The following is an 18,499-nucleotide window of genomic DNA, read 5'->3' as shown; positions in this document are numbered from 1 at the left end:
TAAGAATTAAAGGTTAGTAAATTTATTTAATATAAACCTGTACCTAAATAAAATAGGTATAAGTCAATTGTACTAATAATTAATCCTAGGGGGTGTACAATTTATATCTAGCAAAAACTTCTTTTTGAAAAGAAAATGATAATGGGATTTGTCATGAAATTAACCATTAACGTAAAATAATTAGCTGCCTTGAATAAATTGATAGTCTAAAATATAACAAAAAATTAACATAGGTTAGTTTTTTTTTGTTTTTTTTGAAATATAAAAATCCCTTTTTATATTTTTTCTAATGAGTTTAAAATGATCAGACAGCCCTTTTTAATTTCTTCATCAGAAATGGTTAGAGGGGGCGTCAATCGAATGGCTGAGCCTTCAAATAAAAGCCAAAATAGTATCAAACCTTTGTCTAAACAGTCTAAAATAACTTTGGAAGCAAATTCCGGATTGTCAACAATGATAGCCAACATTAAACCAATACCGCGAATTTCTTTGATTTTAGGATGCACCAAAAGGGAACGAAATAATTGTTCTTTTCGTAGACTTTCTTCCAGTAAATTATTTTTATATAATTGTTGAAGGGTAGCTAACGCAGCGGCGGCAATTACCGGATGACCACCAAATGTTGTGATATGTCCCAATTTAGGATTGTTTTGTAAACAGGCCATGTTTTCTTTGGAAGAAATAAAAGCCCCAATTGGCATTCCACCGCCTAAACCTTTTCCTGTAACAACAATGTCGGGTACCATATGGTAATTTTCAAAACCAAATAATTTTCCTGTTCTTCCAATTCCAGATTGGATTTCATCTAGGATAAGCAAGGCGCCAACTTGGTCACAACGCTTGCGAACTTTCGCCAAATAATCATTTTTTGGAACAATAAATCCGGCACCCCCTTGAATCGTTTCTAGGATAACAGCTGCAGTTGCTGTAGTTATTTTTTGTAAGTCTTCTACTTTATTAAATTCTATGAATTTAACACCTGGAACCAATGGTCGAAAAGCACGGTTTTGTTCTTCCGCACCGCAAACACTCATAGAGCCTTGAGTATTTCCGTGGTAGCCATTTTTACAGGAAACTAAACCGCTACGGCCTGTAACTCTTTTGGCAAGTTTTAGGGCGCCTTCAGTGGCTTCTGTTCCAGAATTAGTCAGGTATACGGATTGTAAAGTATTGGGTAAATTTTTAGCAAGCAGTTTGCAAAGTTCTACTTGTGGTTTTTGGATAAATTCGCCATATACCATAACATGTGTATAGGCATCCAATTGATTTTTAATTGCTTTGGTTACTTCTGGATGATTGTGTCCTAATGTATTGGCAGAAACTCCTGCGACAAAATCTAAATAAGCTTTTTTATTTAGGTCATAAATATAGGAACCTTTGGCATGTGATATTTCTATGGCCAAAGGATGAGGAGATGTTTGTGCTTGGTGATTGAAAAAATCCTCTTTCATTAGTTTATAACTTTAGTTGTTTTGTTGAATGTTGCTTACTTTTTTTTTGAGATCTTGACTTGAAACTTCATCATCATGTATGAAAATATCTTCTTTGGTGAGGGGCTTCTCATTGGCTCTCCAAATAAATCCTTTCAATTTCTCTTCCGTTACCGGGAACTGAGAAGGAGGATAGGTTTTACCATCGGGCATATTTAAAAACTTGATGTTTTTTACAGCGTTTTCATCTAGCTCAAATAATATATTACTACAACTCATTTTCATGATGGCAATTAATTTTTTCATCTCATCACGAGCATAATTGACAACCTGACCATTTCCTTTTGCTAAAAGTGTTTTCAGTTTATTGTCGACAAATTTACCATACATGTTTTTTCCTTTGATTTGGTTGTAACCAACAGAATCTTTTTGGATGATAAATGCATTGGTTTTGATAAATAAGGAGTCTAGTTGGTTGGTTTTTGAATTGGATAGCAAATGAATGCTATCACCCGTAATTTGGTTTTCTCCCGACCAGAGTATCGGATTTTTAAACATTTTTGTCAAACCAATACTTTGTTTGGTGTGCAAAGAATCACATTTTCCTTGTAAATCAGATTTGAATATTTTTACATGGTGGTAGGCGCGCACAATACGATCTTCTGGTTTTCCTGTTATTAATAAAGTATCTCCATGAATAAAGGTTGAATCTTTTTCTACAATAGAAATAGCGACAGGTCTTTTTAAAACCAAAACAGAATCTTTTAAACGATGAAATTCTGCGTAACCTCCTTTAATAATCATGTTATTAATCGTATCTGTAACAATCGTATTTCCGGTCGAAGAAGCAAACCCTTTTTCCTTATTGCTAAAAATACTGTCCCCTTCAATAATTCTGTTATCGTAGTTGATCTTTGCGTTTTTCATCAATCTAGAAATGCCAATTTTGGTATCGTAAAAGCCACGTTCTCCATAGGCAACACTTTCTTTGGTGGTAATGGTTGAAGGACCATAAAAATAGGTTTGACCACTTTCCGTATAATAATCTAAGTGACCTGAAACTAATTTGTTTTCAGGATTGCTAACGACCACATTGGTTGTGGCAGTAAACTTTTTTTGTTCGGTATAATAGGTTCCGTTTTTGCTAGTTAATTTGTTATTTACATCTGTAATTTTTGCATTGCAATTGTAGTACATTTCTTGCAGTTCACGGTCAAAATGTAAGGTATCTGTTTCTATTTTTATACTTGGGTCTGTTAGAACTACATTCCCCCAAGAAATTGCTTTTTTTGTATTTCCGTTGTAGTTCATATAATCTGAACTTTGTTTAATGGTGTCTCCCTGGTTTACTTTTACTTCTCCGTAGGCATGCAGCAAATTTTGAGAAGAATAGAGTAGGGCTTTGTTACAAGTCATAATTGCTCCGTCATGACTGATTTTTACAGCTCCATTTAAAATAACGGCTCTAGGATAGCGAGCTTCGTCTTTATAGGTTTGTTCAGAGTTTAAAATTTTTATTTTCTTGTTTTGAGAAAAACCAAGACAAGTAATAAAGCTAATAAAAAATAGGATATTGTATTTCAAATTTATTCTTTTGAGGCACAAAAATAAAGAAAAAGTGGGGAGTAATTTTTTTTATTTGTTAAATTATCTACAAAGCTGTATTTCTTTAAAATAAAAAACGGACAACTTTAAAAAAGTGTCCGTTTTTATAGATGATAAACTAAGTAAATTATCTTACAATAGTTTGTTTTCTATCAGGTCCGACAGATACAATAGAAATTCTGATTCCTGTTTCTTTTTCAATAAAAGAAATATACTCAGACAATTCTTTAGGGAATTCTGCTTCTGAAGTGATTTCAGTAATATCTTCACTCCAACCTTTAAATTCTGTATAAATAGGTGTTACATTTTCTGGCTCAATATTGTAAGGGAAATGTTTAATGATTTCTCCTTTATAGTTATAAGCTGTACAAACTTTCAACGTTTCAAATCCTGAAAGTACATCACCTTTCATCATGTTTAATTGCGTCACTCCATTTACTTGACAAGCATATTTTAAAGCTACGATGTCTAACCATCCACATCTTCTTGCACGTCCTGTAGTTGCTCCAAATTCATGACCAACTTTAGCCATTCTAGCTCCGTCTTCGTCGAATAATTCAGTTGGGAAAGGTCCAGAACCTACACGAGTTGTATACGCTTTGAAAATTCCGTAAACTTCTCCAATAGTGTTTGGGGCAATTCCCAATCCAGTACAAGCTCCAGCAGCAGTAGTGTTAGATGAAGTTACAAAAGGGTAAGTTCCAAAATCAACATCTAATAAAGATCCTTGCGCACCTTCTGCTAAAATTGTTTTACCGCTTTTAATAGCTTGGTGTAAATATTCTTCGCTATCAATAAATGATAGTTCTTTTAAACGTGCTACAGCAATGTAAAATTCTTCTTTTAATTCTTCTAAGTTAAATTCTAATTCAACATCAAAGAAAGCCAACATTTTTAAGTGCTTGTCGGTAAGTGTTTGGAAAATTTCTTTCCAATTGTCTAATTCTAAATCACCAACACGCATTCCATTTCTACCTGTTTTGTCCATATAAGTTGGACCAATACCTTTTAAAGTAGAACCGATTTTTGCTTTTCCTTTAGCAGCTTCAGAAGCAGCATCAAGCAAACGGTGTGTAGGTAAAATTAAATGAGCTTTTCTAGAAATTAAAATTTTAGCATTTAAGTCTAAATTAAACTTGTCTAAATTTTCTAATTCTTTTTTAAAGATAACAGGGTCAATTACTACTCCGTTTCCTACGATATTTAAAGCTTCATCGTGAAAAATACCTGATGGAATTGTATGTAATACATGTTTGTGTCCGTCAAAAATTAACGTATGTCCAGCATTTGGTCCTCCTTGGAAGCGTGAAATTAAATTGTAATTTTTTGTAAGTACATCTACAATTTTACCTTTTCCTTCGTCACCCCATTGTAAGCCAAGTAATAAATCTACAGCCATTATCTAAAAAATTAATAAATTATTTGTTCTTGTTTTTTTTTGTTCCATAAAAATAAAGTGAGTGACTTTTAATGTCAATATCAAAAAACTCTTCAATAGATTTTTGAATATTTTGTATTCTAGGATCACAGAATTCAATTACTTGTCCGTCATCTAAAATCACATGGTCATGCTGCTTGTTGAAAAAACTTTTTTCATAATGCGCCTGGTTTTGACCAAATTGGTGTTTTCTTACCAATCCACTATCTAAAAGTAACTCAATTGTATTGTAAAGGGTTGCTCTACTAACTCTGTAGTTTTTGTTTTTCATACTGATATAAAGTGATTCTATATCAAAATGTTCTTCTAAATCGTAGATTTCTTGAAGAATAGCAAAACGTTCGGGTGTTTTTCTGTGACTGTTTTTTTCCAAAAACTTCACAAAAACTCCTTTTACAGTTTCTTGATTGTTATCTTTAGTTTCCATTTGTTGACTATATTAAAATAGCAAAGGGCAAATTTAACTTTATTTTTGATTTAGAAAGCAGGTTTTGTCATTTTTATTCTAAAGTATTTTTTTTTTAAATAGGATCCTAAATCAGTACAAGTTGAATTCCTTTTTTTAGTGACATTTCTATGAATTTTTTCTCCAATTTATCCATGGCTAAGAAGCTATTCAAAAAAAATAGAATCCGCAGAGCCAAGTTTTTTTAGTTTTTGTTGAATTCCTTTATCTTAATGAAGGTGTCTTTCATCGATATTTAGACGCTTGTAAACTAAAATTTTATTCATAAGTTAGAGGAAAAATTATATTTGTAAAAAACACAGGATGAACATACAGCAAATTATAAAAAGGAAAGGAAAAGATTGGGAGTATTTAGAAGAGAAAAAAAAACTAGTACGTCCTTTGGTGTTGGTTTTTGGAGATAGATTGTTGTTGGAAGATGAAAATGTATATGCGGATGTAAAGGAATTATTTCCTGATGGTGAAATTGTTTTTGGTAGTACCTGTGCCGATATAACTTCAGGTTCTGTAGCCGACAATACGATCACAATTAATGCAATAGAATTTGAGAAAACAAATTTCGTTATCAAAACAAACAACATAAAAAATGCAAATCTGGATAGCTTTACAGTGGGAAATGAGTTAACAAATCAATTTGATAAAAAGGGATTGAGTTATATCATGGTTATTTCTGAAGGAAGTTTTATCAATGGAAGTCAGCTTACCAAAGGCTTAAATTACGGAATGGACAGTAGCATAATGATTACTGGTGGGGTTTGTGGTGATGCTGCAAGATTTGAAAGAACTTTAGCATCTTACAACGAAAACCCGAAGGACGGAGAGATTGTTGCGATTGGTTTTTACGGAGAAACATTTGAAGTTTCTTCATCAATTTTTGGAGGTTGGACACCTTTTGGACCGGAAAGAACGGTCACAAAATCCAAAGGAAATATATTGTATGAATTGGATGGAAAACCAGCTTTAGATTTGTATAAAACGTATTTAGGCGAAAAATCGAAAGATTTACCAGGGGCTGCCTTATTATTTCCATTAAAAGTAAAAACGAAAGATGAAAGACAATCAATTGTTCGTTCTATTTTGAATATTGATGAAGCAGAAAATGCCATGATTTTAGCAGGAGATATTGCTGAAGGATCGCAAGTGCAGCTTATGATGACCAATGTAGATAATATCGCAAACGCTTCTGAAAAAGCGGCTAAGAATGCTTTAAAATTGCATTCAAAAACTCCAGAATTGGCTTTTCTTGTAAGCTGTATTGGTCGGAAATTAGTATTGGATCAAAGGGTAGAAGAAGAAATTGAAGAAGTAATGGCGGTTTTGGATAAGGAAACAACAATTAGTGGGTTTTACTCTTATGGAGAAATTGCACCATTTAATGGAGAAATTTCTTGTCAGTTGCACAATCAAACCATGACGGTAACGTTAATAAGCGAATGATGCACTCTCTTCTAAAAAGACAAATCCGAAAATTTTTAAAATTAGACCCCAATTCGGAAGAATTGAAGTCGTTTTTAGATGCGATCAATAAATCCTATGAAATTAATGATGAGCAATTTGGCATGTTGCAAAGAGCAACGAATATCAGTAGTGAAGAATTATATGAGGCAAATAAACGTTTAAAAAAAGAATCTGAATCGCAAAAAGAGGTCATAAAAAAATTAAGTAGGGTTATTGATACTTTAAAATTTTATGGTTTAGAGGGAGTTAGTAGTCAAGAAAATCAAGAAGTAAGTAGCTCTACATTAGTTGATTTTATTGATGGGAAAACCAAAGAAATAGTTGAAATAAACAAGCAAAAAGATAAGTTGGTTACAAATCTTGAACAACAAAATCAAGAACTAACGGATTACGCACATATGGTGTCTCACGATTTGAAATCTCCGCTAAGAGCGATTGAAACGCTGATTACTTGGTTGGATGATGATTACAAAGAACTGTTTGACGAAAATGGAAAAGATAGTTTGATTCATATTAAAGATAATGTGGAAAAGATGGAGAACATTATTACTGGAATTTTAGAATACTCAGATATTGGTCGGTCAGAAACACTTATTGGGGATGTAGATTTAAACAAGGAAGTCCATCAAATGTTGTCGGAATTGGATTGCCCTAAAAATATTTTTATTACTACTCAGAATTTACCAACAGTTTATGGGAGTTCTTACCGATTACAACAACTTTTTAAAAATATTGTTGACAATGCGATTAAGTACAACGACAAAGAAAAGGGCCTTATTGAAATTGGCTATAATGAGTATAGTAAAACACATTACAAATTTTTTATCAAAGACAACGGCAAAGGTATTGAAGAGAAGCACTTCGATAAAATTTTTAAAACATTCTCGAAACTAGAAAATGACCCTAAATCCATTGGAATAGGGCTTTCTATCGTTAAAAAAATTGTCAACCTTTTTGATGGTCAAATTTGGCTAGATTCAAAGCTAAATGAGGGCACTGTATTTTATTTTACCTTAAGAAAAAAATCCAATAATTTTGGAAGACGTGTTTCTTAGGGAATTCGTAATTCAATTTTAGCTATTTGGCATTTTCTTCTTTAAAAATTAAAGCAATTTAAAGGAAACAATTATTTGTTCTTTATATAAATGTGTCTGATATTATTATCGCCTGTCTGTTTTTCTTCAATTTCAAATTTTCCGATACTTTTTATAAGAGGAAATAATTTTTGAAAACCATAATTTCTTGGGTCAAAATCAGTTTTCTTTTTAATAATAAAACTTCCCAAAGCACCTAGGAAAGCCCAACCGCTGTCGTCAGAAATTTCATCAATACTATTTTTTATAAGATTTATAAGCCTTGCATCAATTTTACTTACAGAAGGAGTTTCTGCTTTTTGCTTGCTAGGTTTGTCTTGTTTTTCAATAGTTTCCTGTTCTTGTTCCTGTTCCTTTTTTAGAATTTCAATATAAATAAATTTATCACAAGCGGTAATAAAAGGTTTTGGGGTTTTCTTTTCACCAATTCCAATAACAAACATGGCGGCTTCTCTCAATCGTGTGGCCAAACGTGTAAAATCACTGTCACTAGAAACAATGCAAAATCCATCTACTTTTTCAGAGTACAATAAATCCATAGCATCTATAATAAGAGCGCTGTCACTAGAATTTTTTCCGGTAGTATAACTGTATTGTTGTATAGGAGTAATGGCATTTTCAAGCAATACGCCTTTCCATCCAGAAGCTGTCTGTTTGGTCCAGTCGGCATAAATTCGTTTAATTGTCGGATTTCCATATTTGGCAATCTCGTCAAGCATTTCTTTGATGTTTTTATAAGGTACGTTGTCAGCATCTATAAGTACTGCAAGTTTTGCGTCTTTCATGTGGGGTTATTTTTCTGAAGCTAAATTTAGTAAATATTTGCTCTAATCATATTTCTTAATGTTAATTTTCTTTAAATTCAATTTCTGTTTTATCATGGCAAGTCAGGAAACTGACGTTTACGTCTTGGCATAAGAATTGACTTATTATTTATGTTGTGCCACGTGATTGTGGTTAAGTTGTTTAAAATCAGTTAGTTTTAATTTAGGGGCTTTTGATTTTAAAAAGGAAATAGGAACTAAGTGTCATTATGACAGAAAAAGAGATAAATGAGCAATTCAAAAATAGTAAAAATAGACAGAATGTCGCTTCACAATATGTTAGATGAAGATTCAGAATTAATTCCCTTATTAACGGCAGAAGACGAAGAAGAAATAAATAAAGAAGTAATTCCAGAGGTTTTAGCCATATTACCATTACGAAACACGGTGCTTTTCCCTGGGGTTGTCATTCCGATTACTGCAGGAAGAGATCAGTCCATTCAATTAATTAAAGATGTAAATAAGGGAGATAAAATTTTAGGAGTGGTTTCTCAAATTGATCCTGATATTGAAACGCCAACTGCTGAAGATATCCATAAAACGGGTGTGGTTGCACAGATTTTACGTGTGTTAAAAATGCCTGATGGAAATACAACCGTTATTATTCAAGGAAAAAAGCGTTTTCAAATTAAAGAAGTCGTTCAAGAAGAACCTTATTTAAAAGCAACAACAGAAGAATTCTTAGAAGATACTTTTGTAGAAGATACTGATGAGTTTAAAGAAATTATGGCTTCGGTAACAGAATCTGCTTTAGAGGTAGTGAAAGAAAATCCGAATCTTCCTTCAGAAGCTGGTTTCGCCATTAAAAATATCCAAAGTCAATCTTTTCTTGTGAATTTTATTTCTTCTAATATGAATTTAAGTGTTCAGGAGAAGCAAGTATTGTTAGAAAAAAATAGCTTAAAAGAAAGAGCTATTATGACTTTAAAAGAGTTGAACAAAGAATTACAACGTTTGGCTTTAAGAAATGATATTCAGTCTAAAACACGTGTTGATATGGATCAGCAGCAACGTGAATATTATTTAAATCAGCAATTAAAAACCATTCAAGAAGAATTAGGAGGCGTTTCTAATGATGAAGAACTGAATGAGTTAAAAGCCAAAGCTAAAAAGAAAAAATGGCCGAAAGAAGTTGGAGAGCGATTTGAAAAGGAAATTGGACGTTTGCAAAGAATGAGTCCACAAATGCCAGATTATTCTGTGCAAAGAAATTATTTAGAGCTGTTGCTAGATTTGCCTTGGAATGAATATTCTAAAGATAAATTTGATTTAAAAAGAGCCGAGAAAATATTGAATAGAGATCACTTTGGTCTGGAAAAAGTGAAGGAAAGAATTATTGAGCATTTGGCTGTGCTAAAATTAAAAGGGGATATGAAATCGCCAATAATTTGCTTGTATGGCCCTCCAGGTGTCGGGAAAACTTCTTTAGGGAAATCAGTCGCCGAAGCTTTGGGACGAAAATATATTCGTATGTCTTTAGGTGGTTTACGTGATGAGTCTGAAATTAGAGGACACCGTAAAACCTATATCGGGGCTATGCCTGGTCGTTTGATTCAAAACATGAAAAAAGCCAAAACATCAAATCCAGTTTTTGTATTGGATGAAATAGATAAATTGGTGAATAATCATGGAGGAGATCCATCTGCAGCAATGTTAGAGGTTTTAGACCCTGAGCAAAATACAGCCTTTTATGATAATTATTTAGAAGTTGGCTACGATCTTTCTAAAGTGTTGTTTATTGCTACTGCAAATAATTTAGGGGAAGTGCCATGGGCTTTAAGAGACCGTATGGAGCTGATTAATGTTAGTGGGTATACCATTGAAGAAAAAGTAGAAATTGCTAAAAAACATTTACTTCCTAAGCAATTAAAAGAGCACGGGTTGACCTCAGAACATTTAAAAGTTGGGAAGTCGCAATTGGAAAAAATTGTGACAGGTTATACACGTGAATCTGGAGTTAGAGGTTTGGAAAAGCAAATTGCAAAAGTAGTTCGTTTTGCGGCAAAATCCATTGCCATGGAAGAGGAGTACAATATCAAATTAAAAGACGAAGATATTGTTACTATTTTAGGTGCAGCAAGATTGAATAGAGATAAATACGAAAATAACAATGTTGCTGGAGTTGTTACAGGTTTGGCTTGGACAAGTGTTGGTGGTGATATTTTATTTATAGAATCTATTTTATCGAAAGGAAAAGGAGAACTTTCTATTACGGGTAACTTAGGAAAAGTAATGAAAGAGTCAGCAACTATTGCATTGGAATATATCAAAGCGAATATTGAAGAGTTTGGAATTGATCAACAAGTTTTAGACGATTACAAAATTCATATCCATGTTCCAGAAGGAGCGACGCCTAAAGATGGGCCAAGTGCCGGAATTACAATGTTAACGTCGTTAATTTCAGTTTTAACACAACGTAAGGTAAAATCTAACTTGGCAATGACAGGTGAAATTACTTTGCGTGGTAAGGTGTTGCCAGTTGGTGGAATTAAAGAAAAGATCTTAGCAGCCAAAAGAGCTAACATCAAAGAAATTGTTCTTTGTGCTGAAAACAAAAGAGATATCGATGAAATTAAAGAGTCTTATGTGAAAGGTTTGAAGTTTCATTATGTGACTGAAATGAGTGAGGTATTAGAAATTGCCTTGACCAAACAAAAAGTAAAAAATGCGAAAAAATTGATCTAATCAGTTTTTCTATATGGTAAAAGCGAATGAATTTATTTCATTCGCTTTTTTTGTTTATGAAAAGTGTTAAATTGAGTAAATTTGTTATTCTTATGCAGAAAAAATACTACTTCTATATTTTCATTTTTTTTCAGACCTGTCTATTTGGTCAGACGGAAGATGCATGGGTTTATTTTAAAAACAAGCCTAATGCCAGTTCTTATTTAAGTAATCCTATAAGTATGCTAACACAAAAAGCTTTAGACAGAAGGAGTTTTCATGCCATTGCTTTGGATGAAAAAGATGTGCCACTAGAAGAGATGTATGTTTCTGAGATCGCATCTAGTCAGGGAATTATTGTGAAGGCACGTTCCAAATGGCTGAATGCATTGCATGTTCAAGGAACAAAAAAAGCAATCAATCAATTGCTGACTTTAACTAGTGTAGATTCCATTCAATTTGCAAACTCTAGTCTAAATAAATCGAAAAACACCAACAAAAAAAAGCTTCCAAATAAATTTTCAACAAGTTTAAAAGAAACGTCCAATCTTACTTATGGGAATGCTGGCAATCAGATTCAAATGTTAGAAGGTGATTATTTACATGACTTAGGTTTTAAAGGTGAAAATATTTTGATCGCTATCCTAGATTCCGGCTTTAAAGGCGTGGAAACTTTTGATGCTTTTTCGAATTTAAGAGATGGACAAACTGAAAATGGAGAAATTTTGGGTGGTTATAGTTTTGTTTCTAGAAGTACGGATATTTATGTAAATGCAGGAAATACACACGGTTTATCGGTTTTGTCTACCATAGCTGGGATTGTTGAAAATGAATTTCAAGGAACGGCACCCAATGCGCAATTTTATTTGTTTTCTACAGAAGATCATTATAATGAAACGCCTTTAGAAGAGAGTCTTTGGGTAGAAGCAGCGGAGCGGGCAGATAGTCTAGGCGTTTCCATAATTAACACCTCTTTAGGTTATTCTGAATTTGATAATGCCAATTATAACTATACCTATGTTCACATGAACGGGAGTACTACTTTTATTAGTCGAGGGGCAGAGTTGGCTGCGTCAAGAGGTATATTATTGGTGACTTCTGCAGGGAATTCAGGAAGTTCTGCTTGGAAATATATCACAGCACCGGCCGATGCACCCTCAGTTTTAACAGTAGGAGCCGTAGACGAAAATGAAGAGATAGCTAATTTTAGTTCTTTTGGACCTACAGCAGATGGAAGAGTAAAGCCAAACGTCGTCGCACAAGGCAAAAATGTATACGTTATTAATGGTTCTGGAACGATTGCTACTTCCAATGGAACATCCTTTTCTGGACCTATAATGACCGGAATGGCTGCATGTTTGTGGCAGGCCTTTCCAAATAAGACGGCACAACAAATAAAAAGTCTAATTCAGGAGTCTTCAGATTTGTATAACAATCCGACTGAGCAACGTGGGTATGGTATCCCCAATTTTAAAGCTATTTATAGTTCCTTAGGAGTTTCCAAAATAAAAAAGTCAGAAGTTCTTTTAATTCCGACGTTGGTCAATTCGACTTTTCAAATAAAATCTTCGGAACTAGGAAAGTTTTGCGATGTGGAAATAATGGATGTTTCAGGAAAGAAAATGAAGTGTATAGATCGTGTTCTTCCGAATCGAGAAGTTGATATTTCGAACTTTAAGACAGGTGTTTATTTTGTTAGAATTAACTTCGGAACAGAAGAAGAGCTGTTCTTTAAAATCGTAAAAAAATAGGTTATATGTTGGTAAATGCTGTTACAGAATTATTTAAAATAAAATACCCAATTGTACAAGGCGGTATGGTTTGGGTAAGTGGTTATAAATTAGCTGCTGCCGTAAGTAACGCAGGCGGTTTAGGATTAATTGGTTCTGGTTCTATGTATCCTGATCGGCTACGAGAACATATTCAAAAATGTAAAAAAGCGACCGATAAACCTTTCGGGGTAAATGTTCCCATGCTGTATCCTAATATTGAAGAAGTGATGCAGATTATTGTGGAAGAAGGCGTGCAAATTGTTTTTACTTCCGCAGGAAACCCAAAATTGTGGACGCCTTTTTTAAAGAAACATGGAATTACTGTTGTTCATGTGGTGAGTAGTGTGAAGTTTGCTTTAAAAGCACAAGAGGCAGGTGTAGATGCTGTAGTTGCAGAAGGTTTTGAAGCTGGTGGACATAATGGAAGGGAAGAAACAACTACGCTAACCCTGATTCCCATGGTAAAAGAAAAAATTAAGATTCCTTTGCTTGCAGCAGGTGGAATTGCCACAGGAAGAGGAATGTTAGCTGCGCTATGTTTGGGGGCTGATGGAGTTCAAATCGGTAGTCGCTTTGCCGCAAGTATTGAGTCTTCGGCTCATATAGATTTTAAGAAACGTGTGGTGTTAACAGAAGAAGGTGACACCATGTTGACTTTAAAAGAAATTGCTCCAGTACGCATGATTAAAAACGAAATGTATGAGGAGATCGTGGCATTACGACAGGCAAATGGTTCTGTTCAAGATTTGAAAAACTTGCTCGGGAAAAGACGTTTGAAAAAAGGAATGTTTGAAGGTGATTTGGTAGAAGGAATTTTGGAAATTGGGCAAATAGCTGGATTGATTCATGCTATTGAAACTTCTGAAGAAATTATTACTGCTATTATGGATGAATACACAAAAATAAAAGGTGAACTTTTACAAGAAAAATTCACCTTTTAAATGGTTAACATACAATTGGTCAAGTATTACTTTGGAACTTTTATATAATAAGTCACTTTCGTTTTGTTGTTCAATTTATTTTCCCGCAACCAAGGATTGTGAATTTTTATTTCTTTGTAGTTGGTATTGAATTTTAAAGCAAAGTCCGCAATATTAGAAATAGCACTGTCTACTTTTACACTTTTTGTTTCTTCTAAATTGTACAAATCTTCATTGTCGTAAATAAAACCATAGTTGCTGGCGTGCGTTAAAATTTCTTTTAAAGCTATAATTCTTGGCAAATATCTTTGGGTTTCATCACTTAATAATAAATCGTAATAATTGCTTACTTTTTGGCGTTCTAATTGTCTAGAAACTCCAGTGTTACCAGCGTTATAAGCAGCAGCTGCCAAAGTCCAACTACCAAATAATTCTTTAGAGTGTTTTAAATAATCACAAGCGGCCTGCGTTGCTTTTTCTAAGTGATAGCGCTCGTCTACATTAGAATTGACTTCCAAATTATTTTCTTTGGCGGTTTCTTTCATTAGTTGCCAAAAGCCTCTTGCTCCAGCAGGAGAAGTTACATTTTGCAAACCACTTTCTATAACTGCCAAATATTTGAAATCGTCTGGAATTCCGTTTTTTGCTAAAATAGGTTCAATAATTGGAAAATATTTATGGCTTCTTTTGATCAATAACAAAGCGTTTGATTGCCAATAGGTATTCACTAAAAATTCTCTATCAATTCGTTCTCTAATATCTTCTTTGTTTAAAGGAATAGGTTCTCCAGCAAAATTTAAGTTGTTCGGAATTTTAAGCGCTTTTATGACATAAGATTCACTAGTTCTTTTAGTGCTTTCAGTGGTGCTGAATACAAAAATAGAGGCCGCTAGTAAACAGCAAAAAGCGAAGCTTATGTTAAGGAGTTTAGTCATGTGAAATTGAATTTTATGTGAAGTACTAAATCTAGCTTAAAGTTACAAAATTCTACAGACTATAAAAGTTTTTTAACTAAAATACTTGATATTTCCTTGGCTTTGGTGATAATCATTATATGAGAACCATTTTTTATGCGAATACAATTTTTTATATACTTTATAGGAAAAATAGGGTCGGTTGTCCCATGGATATGTAGCATACCTTTTAAAGTCTCTTTTTGAGGCCAAATAACAGCTTGTTTTAAAGCCCAATTTAAAAATAAAGGTTCTCGTACAGATAAGTACATTTGATACATTTTGATTCTTTTCTTGGCTTTCGCTCCAAAAAGTTTGACCAATATAGTTTCAATGTTTGAAATATGACTAGAAGGAAATAGCTTATAGGCTTTTAAGAACTTGACAATTTTTAAACGACTCGACAATTCGTCTTTATTTTTTACAGAAGAGATAAGAACTACCTTTTCACAAGGAATAATTTTACTCATTTCCTGTACCAAAATGCCTCCAAATGAAACCCCAATCAACACAGGTTTTTCATGTTTTACCAATTGGCACATACGTTTGGCATAGGATTCTATCGTTTCTTTTTTTGATTCTGGAAGAAACCATTCTAAAAAATGCAATTCAAATTGATCCTCGGGCAATTGCAGTCGCTCAAATATTTTAGGGCTTGCTGCTGTTCCAGGGACAAAATACAAATGCTTTTTCATTTTATAAAGATAGGATTTTGATCCGAGCTTTTTAGGACAGAAACAAGTTAGAATTTTATTTTTAAGATTTTAAAAAATCAAAACGTACCAGTCCGTCTTCATCAATTTTTGTTAAGTGAATGGCATGTGTGGTATTCACTAAGGCTGGGTTCCATGGAGTTTTTACTTTTACATAATTTTCTGTAAAACCTTGAATATAACCTTCTTTGTTTTCACTTTCAAAAAGTACCGTATGTTCTGTATTTATCTGACTTTCATAAAAGGCTCTTCTCTTTTTTACCGACAAGCCGCGAAGCATTTTACTTCGTTTTTGTCTAGTTTTTAAAGGAATTTCTCCTTCCATTACTGCCGCTTCCGTATTTGGTCGCTCTGAATAGGTAAAGACATGTAAGTAGGAAATGTTCATTTCATTTAAATAATTGTAGGTTTCTAAAAACAATTCATCCGTTTCTCCAGGAAATCCTACAATCACATCAACACCAATACAGGCATTAGGCATTTTCTCTTTGATAGCCGTAACTCTATCGGTATAGGTTTGTCGTAAATAACGACGTTTCATTAATTTTAAAAGCGCATCGCTTCCACTTTGTAAAGGAATATGAAAATGTGGCACAAAGCTTTTCGATTGGGCAACAAAATCGATGGTTTCACTTTTTAACAAATTGGGTTCAATAGAAGAAATTCGCAATCTTTTTATGCCTTCCACTTTATCCAAAGCTTGCACAAGTTCAAAAAAAGTGTGTTCGTGTTTTTTGTTTCCAAATTCACCTTTTCCATAATCACCAATATTCACCCCAGTCAATACAATTTCTTGAATTCCTTTTTTTGAAATTTCTTTGGCATTTGTAAGTACATTTTCCAAAGTATCACTTCTAGAAATTCCTCTGGCCAATGGAATGGTGCAATAAGTACATTTGTAATCGCAACCATCTTGTACTTTTAAGAAAGCACGTGTTCTATCGCCAATAGAGTAGGAGCCGACATAAAAATCTGCTTCAGAAATTTCACATGAGTGTACTTCTCCCATGTCATTTTTCGAAAGATCGTTGATGTAATCAGTAACTTTAAATTTTTCGGTAGCACCCAAAACCAAATCAACTCCATCAACAGCGGCCAATTCTTCAGGTTTTAATTGTGCGTAACAACCAACAGCAATTAAGAAAGCTTCATCGTTCTTTTTTAAGGCGTTTTTTACAATGGTCTTAAAACGTTTGTCGGCATTATCGGTTACAGAACAAGTGTTGATCACATAAATATCTGCGACTTCATCAAATTCCACACGTTCAAAACCTTCGTCTTGAAAATTTCTAGCAATTGTCGAGGTTTCAGAAAAATTCAATTTACACCCTAAGGTATAAAATGCTACTTTTTTATGTGCATTCATTCTTGTATTTTTAGCGACTACAAAAGTAAGTTATATAGTTAAAGATTGAAACAGGAATTCTTCTTTTTTTTACCTATTTCATTTTTGTTGGAAGCAATTTAGGTGAAAAAACAAATGTAACTTTACCAAGTTGATATAAAGTAAATTACTGATTGGTTCTTTTGGAATTAATTGACTTAAAATTAAAAATAATTTGAAAAAATATATCTGTTGCTGCCTGTTATTTTTATTGGCTATTTCATGTTCTAAAAGCACGAATAACAAAGACTTATCGAAGGTTTTTCGCTACAACGAGCATTCTAATATTTCTACTTTAGACCCTGCCTTTGCAAAGGACATGCGTACAATTTGGGCGACCACCCAATTGTTTAGCGGCTTGGTGCAATTGAATGATGCTTTGGAAGTTTTACCCGATATCGCAAATTCTTGGGAAATATCAGCTGATGGATTGAACTATGTTTTTCATTTACGGTCGGATGTGTTTTTTCACAAACACGATTTATTCGGTAAAAAAAAGACACGAAAAGTAGTGGCAAAAGATTTTGTATATAGTTTTAAGCGCTTGTTAGATCCCGAAGTTGCTGCACCAGGAAAATGGGTGTTGAATTATGCTAAACATTTTGAAGCGGTAAATGACAGTACTTTTAGCATAAAATTAAAACAGGCGTTTCCCCCTTTTTTAAGTATTTTAAGTATGAAATATTGCTCTGTAGTGCCTAAAGAAGCTATTGCCTATTTTGGAGATACTTTTAGAGCCAACCCTATTGGAACGGGACCTTTTCAATTTAAATTATGGATAGAAAATACAAAATTGGTTTTTCGCAAAAATCCGTTGTATTATGAAAAAGATAGTGATGGTAGTTCCTTGCCTTATATGGAAGCAGTAGCTATTACTTTTTTACCAGACAAACAAAGTGAGTTTTTGCAGTTTATTCAAGGAAAGGCTGACTTTTTAAATAGTATTGATGTTTCGTATAAAGACGATTTGTTAACGCAAGAAGGAGCTTTACATAAAAGATATCGTTCTAAAATAGAAATGATTAAAAGTCCGTATTTAAATACAGAGTATTTGGGTGTTTACTTAGATACAGAAACGGAAAAATGTTTGCATTCAAAAAAAATTAGACAAGCCATAAATTATGGTTTCGATCGTGAAAAAATGATTTTGTATTTAAGAAATGGAATTGGTACTCCTGCAATTAACGGTTTTATTCCAAAAGGCCTACCTTCATTTAACAATGCCAAAGGCTATACGTACCAACCAGAAAAAGCCAAACAGTTGGTGAAGTCGTATAAAGAAGAAACAGGAGATGAAAATCCGAAGATTACTATTAATACAGACAGTCAGTATGTGGATTTGTGTGAATACATCCAGCGACAGTTAGGAAAGATAGGCTTAAAGGTTGCTATTGAAGTAATGCCACCTTCAACATTAAGGCAGACTAAAAAAAATGGTCAATTGAGTATTTATCGAGGGAGTTGGGTAGCGGATTATCCAGATGCTGAAAATTATTTATTTATTTTTTGCAAAGATTATTTTTCTCCGGGAGGGCCCAACTACACCCATTTTAGTAACATGCAATTTGATGCTTTGTACAAGCAAGCCATTAAAACAACGAGTCGAGAAAAACGACATTTGTTGTATCAGCGAATGGATCGATTATTGATTGAAGAGGCTCCGGTAATTCCTTTGTATTATGACGTTGCTGTTCGGTTTATGCATAAGAACATAAAGAATCTTGGAATTAACCCTATCAACCATTTACACTTAAAAAGAGTTCAGAAAATAAAGTAAA

14 protein-coding genes are annotated in these 18,499 nt (G+C 33.5%); 6 read left to right on the top strand and 8 right to left on the bottom strand.

Features of this window, described 5'->3' with window-relative positions; all coding sequences use genetic code 11:
• Positions 1-275: 275 nt before the first annotated feature.
• From FGM02_RS09130 to FGM02_RS09115, 4 genes are all read right to left on the bottom strand, one after another.
• On the bottom strand, positions 276-1,451 hold the full coding sequence (locus tag FGM02_RS09130) for an aspartate aminotransferase family protein (RefSeq protein WP_139958057.1): 1,176 nt from the start codon (positions 1,449-1,451) through the stop codon (positions 276-278).
• Between the two features lie 12 nt (positions 1,452-1,463).
• The gene (locus tag FGM02_RS09125; RefSeq protein ID WP_243739387.1) at positions 1,464-3,014 is read right to left on the bottom strand and encodes an OstA-like protein; all 1,551 of its coding nucleotides are present in this window, start codon (positions 3,012-3,014) and stop codon (positions 1,464-1,466) included.
• 148 nt (positions 3,015-3,162) lie between these two features.
• Positions 3,163-4,434: an adenylosuccinate synthase gene (locus FGM02_RS09120; protein ID WP_139958056.1), complete on the bottom strand. Its 1,272-nt coding sequence runs from the start codon at positions 4,432-4,434 to the stop codon at positions 3,163-3,165.
• A 19-nt stretch (positions 4,435-4,453) separates the two neighbouring features.
• Positions 4,454-4,900, bottom strand: a complete 447-nt coding sequence (locus tag FGM02_RS09115) for a Fur family transcriptional regulator (RefSeq protein WP_139958055.1) — start codon at positions 4,898-4,900, stop codon at positions 4,454-4,456.
• A 342-nt stretch (positions 4,901-5,242) separates the two neighbouring features.
• Here FGM02_RS09115 and FGM02_RS09110 point away from each other — a divergent pair, with 342 nt between their 5' ends.
• Positions 5,243-6,376, top strand: coding sequence for an FIST signal transduction protein (locus tag FGM02_RS09110; protein WP_139958054.1), 1,134 nt, complete (start codon positions 5,243-5,245; stop codon positions 6,374-6,376).
• Positions 6,373-7,452, top strand: a complete 1,080-nt coding sequence (locus FGM02_RS09105; RefSeq protein WP_243739386.1) for a sensor histidine kinase — start codon at positions 6,373-6,375, stop codon at positions 7,450-7,452. The genes FGM02_RS09110 and FGM02_RS09105 overlap by 4 nt, the downstream gene beginning before the upstream one ends.
• 71 nt (positions 7,453-7,523) lie before the next feature.
• On the opposite strand, the gene FGM02_RS09100 is transcribed toward FGM02_RS09105, so the two are convergent.
• Positions 7,524-8,276, bottom strand: coding sequence for an NYN domain-containing protein (locus FGM02_RS09100; RefSeq protein ID WP_139958053.1), 753 nt, complete (start codon positions 8,274-8,276; stop codon positions 7,524-7,526).
• A 267-nt stretch (positions 8,277-8,543) separates the two neighbouring features.
• On the opposite strand from FGM02_RS09100, the gene lon reads away from it, so the two are divergent.
• The 3 genes from lon (at position 8,544) to FGM02_RS09085 (ending at position 13,692) form a co-directional block, all read left to right on the top strand.
• A complete protein-coding gene (gene lon, locus FGM02_RS09095) occupies positions 8,544-11,000 on the top strand; it encodes an endopeptidase La (protein WP_139958052.1) in 2,457 nt (818 codons plus the stop codon).
• Between the two features lie 92 nt (positions 11,001-11,092).
• Entirely contained in the window at positions 11,093-12,730 is a 1,638-nt protein-coding gene (locus tag FGM02_RS09090) for a S8 family serine peptidase (protein WP_139958051.1), read from the top strand.
• A gap of 5 nt (positions 12,731-12,735) precedes the next feature.
• Positions 12,736-13,692 (top strand): NAD(P)H-dependent flavin oxidoreductase, encoded by a 957-nt coding sequence (locus tag FGM02_RS09085; protein WP_139958050.1) that lies wholly within the window; start codon positions 12,736-12,738, stop codon positions 13,690-13,692.
• 26 nt (positions 13,693-13,718) lie between these two features.
• Here the strand turns inward: FGM02_RS09085 and FGM02_RS09080 are convergent, their stop codons facing one another.
• The 3 genes from FGM02_RS09080 to mtaB all read right to left on the bottom strand — a co-directional run bounded on the left by FGM02_RS09080 (position 13,719) and on the right by mtaB (position 16,703).
• Positions 13,719-14,606 carry a lytic transglycosylase domain-containing protein gene (locus FGM02_RS09080; protein ID WP_139958049.1) on the bottom strand — a complete coding sequence of 296 codons (888 nt, stop codon included), beginning with the start codon at positions 14,604-14,606 and terminating at the stop codon, positions 13,719-13,721.
• 59 nt (positions 14,607-14,665) lie between these two features.
• Entirely contained in the window at positions 14,666-15,319 is a 654-nt protein-coding gene (locus FGM02_RS09075) for an alpha/beta hydrolase family protein (protein WP_139958048.1), read from the bottom strand.
• A 61-nt stretch (positions 15,320-15,380) separates the two neighbouring features.
• Positions 15,381-16,703 (bottom strand): tRNA (N(6)-L-threonylcarbamoyladenosine(37)-C(2))-methylthiotransferase MtaB, encoded by a 1,323-nt coding sequence (gene mtaB / locus FGM02_RS09070; RefSeq protein WP_139958047.1) that lies wholly within the window; start codon positions 16,701-16,703, stop codon positions 15,381-15,383.
• Positions 16,704-16,896: 193 nt separating this feature from the next.
• Between mtaB and FGM02_RS09065 the strand changes: the two genes are divergently transcribed.
• Entirely contained in the window at positions 16,897-18,498 is a 1,602-nt protein-coding gene (locus FGM02_RS09065) for an ABC transporter substrate-binding protein (protein ID WP_139958046.1), read from the top strand.
• Position 18,499 lies beyond the last annotated feature (1 nt).

Origin of the sequence: Flavicella sediminum, from assembly GCF_006381105.1 — a bacterium.
Taxonomy (GTDB): Bacteria; Bacteroidota; Bacteroidia; order Flavobacteriales; family Flavobacteriaceae; genus Flavicella; species Flavicella sediminum.
This window is presented reverse-complemented; position numbering and strand designations above follow the sequence as displayed.